The organism is Bacillus sp. MUM 13 (genome assembly GCF_001866725.1).
Lineage (GTDB): Bacteria > Bacillota > Bacilli > Bacillales > DSM-1321 > Peribacillus.
Genome location: NZ_MLYQ01000169.1, coordinates 1 through 2,636 on the forward strand (window position 1 = coordinate 1; position 2,636 = coordinate 2,636).

At 39.0% G+C, this 2,636-nt stretch carries 6 protein-coding genes; 1 reads left to right on the plus strand and 5 read right to left on the minus strand.

Going from position 1 to position 2,636, the window contains the following annotated elements:
• The 3 genes from BIV59_RS22470 to BIV59_RS22480 all read right to left on the minus strand — a co-directional run.
• The coding region (locus tag BIV59_RS22470) for a T7SS effector LXG polymorphic toxin (protein WP_240501976.1) at positions 1–329 on the minus strand (329 nt) is incomplete at its 3' end.
• A gap of 20 nt (positions 330–349) precedes the next feature.
• Complete coding sequence (locus BIV59_RS22475; RefSeq protein WP_240501977.1) at positions 350–625, minus strand: DUF5344 family protein; 276 nt, start codon at positions 623–625, stop codon at positions 350–352.
• On the minus strand, positions 625–1,053 hold the full coding sequence (locus BIV59_RS22480; protein WP_071353684.1) for a DUF5082 family protein: 429 nt from the start codon (positions 1,051–1,053) through the stop codon (positions 625–627). The genes BIV59_RS22475 and BIV59_RS22480 overlap by 1 nt, the downstream gene beginning before the upstream one ends.
• Before the next feature lie 460 nt (positions 1,054–1,513).
• On the opposite strand from BIV59_RS22480, the gene BIV59_RS24625 reads away from it, so the two are divergent.
• The gene (locus BIV59_RS24625; protein ID WP_481747457.1) at positions 1,514–1,660 is read left to right on the plus strand and encodes a hypothetical protein; all 147 of its coding nucleotides are present in this window, start codon (positions 1,514–1,516) and stop codon (positions 1,658–1,660) included.
• A gap of 267 nt (positions 1,661–1,927) precedes the next feature.
• On the opposite strand, the gene BIV59_RS22485 is transcribed toward BIV59_RS24625, so the two are convergent.
• Together BIV59_RS22485 and BIV59_RS22490 are read right to left on the minus strand one after the other, a co-directional pair.
• Positions 1,928–2,188 carry a hypothetical protein gene (locus tag BIV59_RS22485; RefSeq protein WP_071353685.1) on the minus strand — a complete coding sequence of 87 codons (261 nt, stop codon included), beginning with the start codon at positions 2,186–2,188 and terminating at the stop codon, positions 1,928–1,930.
• 80 nt (positions 2,189–2,268) lie between these two features.
• A complete protein-coding gene (locus tag BIV59_RS22490) occupies positions 2,269–2,466 on the minus strand; it encodes a hypothetical protein (RefSeq protein WP_071353686.1) in 198 nt (65 codons plus the stop codon).
• Between the last annotated feature and the right edge of the window lie 170 nt (positions 2,467–2,636).

Sequence of the window (2,636 nt, forward strand, 5' to 3'; positions counted from 1 at the left end):
CCGTTTGAAACCTCGTCCTCGAGAAAAGGTTCCATGACGACGGTGTCTCCTGAGAGCTTGACATCCTCAGCAGAGCCGCTGACTCCATTGAAAAAGGCGATGTTTGCCTTAATCAGCCACAGCCAGGCATCCGCAAGATCTCCCTGCGCCCCGTAAAATCCTTTAATCGATTTGGCGCCATTTCCCTGAAGCTCATCATCCATTTTGACAATGGCTTCGAATTCTTTTTTGAGCGCGGTGATTTGCTTTTCAAGTTCTTCATATTGCTTGGCGCGTTCCTTCATGGCCGCTATCAGTGTGTTATGTTCATAAATTTTGGCATTTGCCATTGTATCAGGCCCTTCCCTGTTTATTTCCTGATTATCGCCTCATCCTGATGCTTCAGTAAATCAACGCCTGCTTTTGTATCTTCGATGCTTTTTTGGACAACAGCTATATACCCTTTGAGCAATTCGGTAATTTGTTCTTCCCGTTCCTTCCAATGACTGGTGAAATCCAGTGTATTGCTGCCAGCCTTAGCTGGCGAATTTAATGTTAAAGCTTCTAACGCTGTTTTCGTCTTTGACAGCTGGCTGATAACACTGTCATGTTTCAGCTTTATCTCTTGCTCCATTTGTTGCTGCATTAAAACACCTTCTTTGTAATATTATGAATAAAGTGGGCGACTTCCTTGACGGGCTTCTCGCCTTTTTCAATTAGCTTTTCTGCAACTGTAATCTCCGCACTAACTGCCGCAACAGCAGCTCTCTCAATTTCCAGCCATGCAATCTTCTGTTCTATTTCACTAATATAATGATCATAGTCATCATTCAATATATTCGAAATGGTCTTATGGGCTTTATTTCTCGCTTTCTCAAACTTATCAGCCCGATCTCCAGTCCAGGATTTCCCTAAGTCCGGGTCAAGTACAGCTTTGATTTCTGTTATACCAGATGTCTGTTCGCTCGTAATATCCGCTTTCGCTGCATTTAGCCGGGTGATTTGTTCATCAATTTTTGCAATGGCAGAAGCAGCTAAATGATGGGCGGCTGTTAATGAATCTGTCACTTCCATGCTGGCACCTCTCACTCTTAAGTTTTTAAGTCCGTCAATCCATGAATATGTCTAAACGGGTATCATTTAATAGAATAAAACTATCTATTTTTTCCATATTTTACATTATAATATACATACCCATTTAAACTAATAGGAAAAACGACTTTTTTTACTTTCTTGCAGTTAGGTAAAAAGTCATACAAAAAAAAGCACTTTTCCGCTTAAAAGAAAAGTGTTCAAGGTATTCTTATTTTTTCATCTTTTTCACTCTCTAACCGTTACTTCACCAGGTACCCATTTAACAATGTTTAGGCGGCCCGGTTTTTTCATCCGTCCCGCTCCTTAATTTTCATAGCTTTTTTGCTTTTTCAAAGTCCAGAAGAAATCATATCTCCCCGCTTTTCACCCTGGTAAGCAAGAAGAAAATGATACATGCCCCTCCCAACGAATACCTACATATATGTGAGGATTTGCTATAATTTCAAGCAAATTTCTTTTTAGTTTAAACGAATACTCTGAGGCATTAAGCTACTGCAATAAAGGCATTGAACACTGCAAACAGCATCATTCCACCTTTTTATTTGGGGAACTTCTGTACCAAAGGGCAGCATACTTATCAAATTAAATGATAAAGAAAACGGTATAAACTTTCTCGAATATGCTTGTGTGCTCTTTCAAGTACTGGATAGAACCGATTATCTGAAAATAGTTCAAGAGGAACTAGAGGAAATAAAGTGTATGAAGTAGGCATTTAATGCTTACATATGATTTAACGATGAGAATTAGATGAAAAAGCATGGAGTTTTACTAGAAGGAAGGAAATTCAAGATGAAAAGGTGGCATGATGTTTTTTAAACATAGCAGCAAAATAGATCCCAAAGCCGTTAATATCTCACGCCGTTACATTTGCATTCTGGGGTTTCACACTTCTATTAAACTCTGTTTTTGAATGGTACTGCAAAGGACTTGCGCTTAGTTCATTTACGATATTTGCAATGAGACTGGCCCTCTCCTTTCTCACTGAATGGATTGCTGCTAAAATAAGAAAATCCCATGCTGATCGTTCAGTATAAATCGCCTTGTCTTTAACATTTCTAACTTTATGTATCCTCAATGGGCAAGCAGTGCCAAGCAGGACAATTTCGCTTGGCATTACTTTTCTGCAGCTATACTCAACAATACAAAGTATGTATCCGTTCATACAGAAGTACAAAATAATAAAGGTAAAATAATCTATAATTTTCTTTTAATCAGTTCAATCAATTGAAACACTAAGGCAATCAAAAAAGAGAGAAGGATTACAGTTATCGTTCCGATTGTATATATTGCTGTTTCGGCAGAATTGCCGCTTGGAAATAAACCAGCTAACATGAAGAAGAAGATTATGCTCACCACTAATACTAAGACAAAAATACTGATAAACTTTGCCATAACTATTCCTCCTCTGCATACGATCTTCCCGTTTGTATCTAATAATAAAATAAGGCTGTTTTCGTAAACTTTACAGCTATGAAACAAGGTGGTTGATTTCCGCCCCAGGATGCTCGCTTCCCGTGGGTCGGGCGGTGAGCCTCACAAGCATAGCTTGCGGGGTCTCACCT

What these genes read in the sequence shown, in the direction of transcription:
- BIV59_RS22475 (WP_240501977.1), bottom strand. Translation starts at nt 625, where the DNA reads ATGCAGCAACAAATGGAGCAAGAGATAAAGCTGAAACATGACAGTGTT.
- BIV59_RS22480 (WP_071353684.1), bottom strand. Translation starts at nt 1,053, where the DNA reads ATGGAAGTGACAGATTCATTAACAGCCGCCCATCATTTAGCTGCTTCT.
- BIV59_RS22485 (WP_071353685.1), bottom strand. Translation starts at nt 2,188, where the DNA reads ATGCCAAGCGAAATTGTCCTGCTTGGCACTGCTTGCCCATTGAGGATA.
- BIV59_RS22490 (WP_071353686.1), bottom strand. Translation starts at nt 2,466, where the DNA reads ATGGCAAAGTTTATCAGTATTTTTGTCTTAGTATTAGTGGTGAGCATA.